This window comes from Macrococcoides caseolyticum (genome assembly GCF_002902665.1).
In the GTDB taxonomy this organism is placed as follows: domain Bacteria; phylum Bacillota; class Bacilli; order Staphylococcales; family Staphylococcaceae; genus Macrococcoides; species Macrococcoides caseolyticum.
The window spans coordinates 1-5,205 of sequence record NZ_PPRM01000066.1 but is presented as its reverse complement, the minus strand read 5'-3'; the positions used below and the strand labels follow the sequence as shown (position 1 = coordinate 5,205).

5 protein-coding genes are annotated in these 5,205 nt (G+C 26.6%); 3 read left to right on the top strand and 2 right to left on the bottom strand.

The genetic code is table 11. The features are described 5' to 3' along the window. A partial coding sequence (locus CD152_RS09370; RefSeq protein ID WP_240592399.1) for an ATP-binding protein occupies nucleotides 1-905 on the bottom strand: 905 nt, incomplete at its 3' end. 14 nt (nucleotides 906-919) lie between these two features. Then, nucleotides 920-1,045, bottom strand: coding sequence for an EntF family bacteriocin induction factor (locus CD152_RS09365; protein ID WP_103214685.1), 126 nt, complete (start codon nucleotides 1,043-1,045; stop codon nucleotides 920-922). A 212-nt stretch (nucleotides 1,046-1,257) separates the two neighbouring features. On the opposite strand from CD152_RS09365, the gene CD152_RS09360 reads away from it, so the two are divergent. The 3 genes from CD152_RS09360 to CD152_RS09350 all read left to right on the top strand — a co-directional run. Then, nucleotides 1,258-3,417: a peptidase domain-containing ABC transporter gene (locus CD152_RS09360; RefSeq protein WP_103214684.1), complete on the top strand. Its 2,160-nt coding sequence runs from the start codon at nucleotides 1,258-1,260 to the stop codon at nucleotides 3,415-3,417. Between the two features lies 1 nt (nucleotide 3,418). Next, nucleotides 3,419-4,414 (top strand): HlyD family secretion protein, encoded by a 996-nt coding sequence (locus CD152_RS09355; protein WP_103214683.1) that lies wholly within the window; start codon nucleotides 3,419-3,421, stop codon nucleotides 4,412-4,414. 364 nt (nucleotides 4,415-4,778) lie between these two features. Beyond that, a partial coding sequence (locus CD152_RS09350) for a helix-turn-helix transcriptional regulator (protein ID WP_169926186.1) occupies nucleotides 4,779-5,205 on the top strand: 427 nt, incomplete at its 3' end.

The window sequence follows — 5,205 nt, the reverse complement described above, 5'->3', positions numbered from 1 at the left end:
TCAACTTTATTTAGCAATAAGTTTTTTAAATATGGATTCTCTATATTCATTAAATATGTAGTGTCAACTTCATTCTTTGAATTAGATAGATTTTTAGTATAATTGCTCAAGTATATGAGGTTTTCTTTAAATTCCTTTACTTGTTTATTATCCTCTACATCGTTTATGCTTACTATAAGGTTTTCTAAGTCATGATTAAATTTTTGAATTTCCAAATTTTTTTCTTCTATTATTTTAGAATAAGAAAATAAATTATCAAATTTAATTTTATTATTATGTGTTAATTCTTTTTCCTTTTGTACTTTAGTTTCATAAAAAATAAGAAAGGCTATAAATATTCCTTGAGTAACGGTAAAAAACAACAATAAATCAATAAATCTTTCAAAATAATAAATCTCTTTAAATGTATACGTTATAAAAAATATTGATAAATATATATACAGTAAGAGTAATGTTAAAGAATAACTTACAAAGGAATATATATATTTAGAAATGTCATACTTCTTAAAGATCCTTATATATATTAATACTTGTATTAATATAATTAATACTTGCAAGATTACTAAATTATTACTGGATATTCCTAAAAATTTGTATACGTATAGTACTATATAGGAGCTGTTTATATTTATAAACTTGATACTTATAAAAAAAACAAGTATTAAGTTTAGTCTTTTTATATCTTTATTAATTAATATATAATAAATAATAGATAAAATAATAAAAATAAACTCTACAAAATCGCCTAGAAATATAGCACAAATAAACCAAGTAAGGAGCCCTAAGAATACTAAAACAAGTTTCTTAGGGCTTTCTTTTTTTAGATAAATTTTACAGAAAAGGATTATATAAATAATAATAGATAGAAGCATTCTTAGTATATATATTTTAGTATCTATAATCATTATTTAATGTTTTCCTAACAATCTTTAAAAAGCGATAATATACATGTTTTTATATCTTTCTTTGGCTCCCCTACCAGAGTATAATTTCCACCTCTACCGCCATTAATTGATAATAATTTCTTTTTTTCTAATTTCTTCATAAAAAGTCCTCTTTTCCTATTTTATATATAATATATCATTAAATAATTAGTATAAGAAAGGATATCATGAAACGCCTTTTTACAATCTTTAGTGAACATTTAATTTTATTTTAAGTATTAAGACTAATATTTAATACTACATGTAATGTTTTATTTATTTTCTTTTTCTAATTTATACTACTATTTGATAAACATTTTGAAAGGAAAATAATATGAACAAAATACCATTCATTCAACAAGAAGATGCAAAAGATTGTGGCCCTGTATGCATTGCAATGATATGCAAATTTTATAGTAAAAATGTATCTATTGAAAAGCTTAGAAAAGTTGCAGGAACAGATAATAATGGTACTAATCTGTTTGGTCTAGTTAAACTTGGAGAGACGTTAGGACTAAAATTAACAGGTGTTCAAGCAGAAAGTATTGATAACTTAAGAGAGATAAATTACCCATGTATCGCACATATACTGAACAAGAAAGGATTTGAACACTTTGTTATAATTGAAAAATTAGTAAAAGATAAAGTATATATTGTTGATCCTGACTTAGGTAGATATTCTACATCACTAAATCAATTTGAAACATACTGGACAAAAATATTACTCCTTATAGAGAAGAATGATGATTTCAATATAAGCGATGATAGACCATCAATCTCTCTATTATTTAAGAGCTTGCTTATCCATAACTACAAATATATATTCTTAATTTTTTTAGCTTCTTTATTAATTAATGTATTTGGTTTTTTGGGTACATTTTACTTCAAGGTGTTAATTGATGACATACTTCCTAGTAATATTATATACAATCTCCACATGTTATCAGGAGCTGTCCTCTTAATGTATTTTGTTCAATCTCTAATAACATATTTTAGAGCACATTTAATTTTATTTTTTAGTTTAAAAATTGATATAAAAATAATGCTTGATTATTATAACCATATTTTAAAATTACCTATGGATTTTTTTGAAACACGTAAGTCTGGAGAGATTCTATCAAGATTTATGGATAGTAGTAAAATTAGAGAAGCTTTTTCAACAGTTACCGTAACATTATTTATTGATATTTTAATGATATTCTTAGGGAGTATACTATTATACCTACAAAGTAATAGACTTTTTCTCATTACTCTGTTATTTGTTCCTATTTATATTTTATTGGCATTAGTATTCAGAAAGCCTTTTGAAAAATACAATCGCCAACAAATGGAACAAAATTCTGATCTCAATTCTTATCTAATTGAAACTATTAATGGTATCTCAACAATAAAAAGTTATACTGCAGAAGAAGAAGTCTCAATCAAGTCAGAAAAATTTTTCATTCGTTTAATAAAAAAAGTTTTAAAATTAGGAATTGTAACTAATATACAGATGAGCATAAAAGGTTTCCTGTCATTATTAATAAGTACTGTTATTTTATGGGTGGGGTCTTATTATGTTATTACTAATCAGATGACTTTAGGAGAGTTGATCACATTTAATGCACTGGTTATTTATTTTTTAGGACCTATAGAACGTATGATAGATGCACAACCAATTATCCAATCTGCAATCGTGGCTTCTAGAAGAATCGTTGAGATTATGGACTTAGATATAGAAGATACAGAAAATGCTATATCAGAATTTTCTTTTAACAATCAAATTAAAATTAATAATTTGTATTTTAATTATGGTCACCGTGAAGACTTATTAAAAGATATCAATATAACTATAAATAAAAATAGTTTTGTTGCTCTAGTAGGAGAAAGTGGCTCTGGTAAGTCTACATTAGCTAAACTCTTAGTTAATTACTATCAAGCAAAACAAGGAGATATCCAAATAGATCAGAAAAACATCTTATCTATTAATAATAGTTCTTTAAGAAAAAGTATAGGTTACGTATCTCAAAAGAACTTTTTCTTCAGTGGCTCAATCATAGAAAACTTATTATTAGGTAACGAAAGCAATATTACAATGGATGATATAACAAGTGCTTGTAAAAACGCTGAAATACATGAGTTTATTGAACAATTACCTCAAGGTTATCATACTACTTTAGAAGCCAATGGCGATAATCTATCTGGTGGACAACTTCAGAGGCTCGCTTTAGCTAGATTGTATATTAAAAATCCTGAAGTATTTATATTAGATGAAGTTACAAGTGCTTTGGATTCGACAACTGAAAATCAAATAATAAATAACTTGTACAATATTTCTAGAAAGGATAAAACTGTAGTTATCATCTCACATAAACTAAGTACTATTGAAAAAGCCGATATTATTTATTGTATGAAAAATGGAAAAATCGTCGAACAAGGAAATCATAGACAGTTGCTATCAAATCGTTCAGAATATTATACGTTATGGAAAAATCAAACAACGGAGGGGATATAATATGAAAAAACTATATTCCTTTGAAGACTTCCAAGATAGTACTGTATATTTCAACAATGCTCCTTCAAAGTTCATCGCAAGATCACTATTGATTTTGATTATACTATTTATCTCACTAATCATTTCCTTATTTTTCATATTAAAAACGGATTATATAAAATCTGAAGCTGTAATAAGTCCCAAAGATAAACCGATGAATGTTAGTACAGATAGGGATGTCAAAATTAATAAAATTCTAAAACAAGATGGTCAATTCGTTCAAAGAAAAGATCATGTTATCATCCTGCAAGAGATGACACATGACAAAGAAGAATTATTATCTAAAATACAATTTAAAAAAGAAAAGCTAGAAGGTTTATCCTTACTTTATGATAAGATAGATAATTATCCTTCTGAGACAGACAAAAAAATCACTAAAGACTATGGTATTAAGTACTTTGAAATTTTTAAACAACAATATAATCAAATACACTATTTAGATGAGACACAACGTAATAATCTTAAATCTCAGAGCCTTCAAACTCTAATTGAAAAAATAGATGCCTTAAAAGATGAGATCTATGATTTATCTTCCATTAAAATTAGTAATTCTCATGACAATGTAAATAATAGTGGTTATATTTTTTATTCTGAAGATATACAAGAAGGATCAGTAGTTCCAAAAGGAGATATTTTATATAAAATTTATCCAAATAATGATAAGGAAATAATAACTTATATTTCTAGTGAAGACATAATAAGTTTAAAGCAAAACCAAAAAGTATCCATTAATTTTAAAAGTAAAAAAGATAAATTTTATATAGATGGGGAAATTAAACATATCTCTAAGTTTCCAGAGGAAACAAAAAATAATCAAATATTTTATAAAGTCACAGTATCATTAAAAAATAAGATTCCCAAAAAGCTAGAAAATGTATATTTCCTTAAGGGCACTGCCTTTATAGAAATGGGAAGAGAGACTATCGCACAGTATCTTTATCGAAAAATAAAAGAATAAAAAATACGCAAATTAAAATTGGAAAGAGTTCCAATTTTAATTTGCTATTTTTTTTGATTAGTTATACAATTTAATTAACTTAATTGAACGTAAAAAGAACATTCCGCATTAATAACTGCGCCAACAGTTACTAATCGCTTACCGATCGCGTACATCGGCAAACACTTTAGAATGTTCTTCTAACTTCCTCATTATGAGATTATATTTTAATAATACCCGATTTTTAAGAGGTTATCAATAAAACATATCTCAAGAGTTAGTTATAAGAATATTAAATCGACAGAAGTCATAAGAGTGCATGCCATGGAAAAGACCGGCGTGTACTCTTTTTTCGTTCCTAAATACTAGAAAAGGAATGATAACAATGACTTATATCATGAACGACTTTGAAAACAATTTTGAGACAATCATCGCAATGGATCGCACGGTTGAACGATACAACCGTCACCTTAAAGAGACCGAATACCGTATTTTAAATGTATTAAAACAACACAGCTTAAAGGTGATTGGTTATTCTCACCTAAAACTTCAGACCATCGCAGACCTTTTACATATCAGTAAGAAAACCGTCTACCGTGTTTTAAAAAAACTTGATGCAGAAGGTTATATCACGAAGATTCATACCGTTAGTGGTAAACGTAAAAATAACGGCGCAAATGTCTATCGTATCAACACATATACGCAGTATGAAATCCTTAAAGAAAAAAATGTCCACGCTAAAATGTCCACGCTTAATCAAGTGATTAAGACCGGGAAAGAGCTGTCACAACAGGCGTTACAACATGTTCATG

Excerpts from the sequence above, each read along its gene's own strand:
- CD152_RS09365 (WP_103214685.1), bottom strand. The coding sequence starts at position 1,045 with ATGAAGAAATTAGAAAAAAAGAAATTATTATCAATTAATGGCGGTAGA.
- CD152_RS09360 (WP_103214684.1), top strand. The coding sequence starts at position 1,258 with ATGAACAAAATACCATTCATTCAACAAGAAGATGCAAAAGATTGTGGC.
- CD152_RS09355 (WP_103214683.1), top strand. The coding sequence starts at position 3,419 with ATGAAAAAACTATATTCCTTTGAAGACTTCCAAGATAGTACTGTATAT.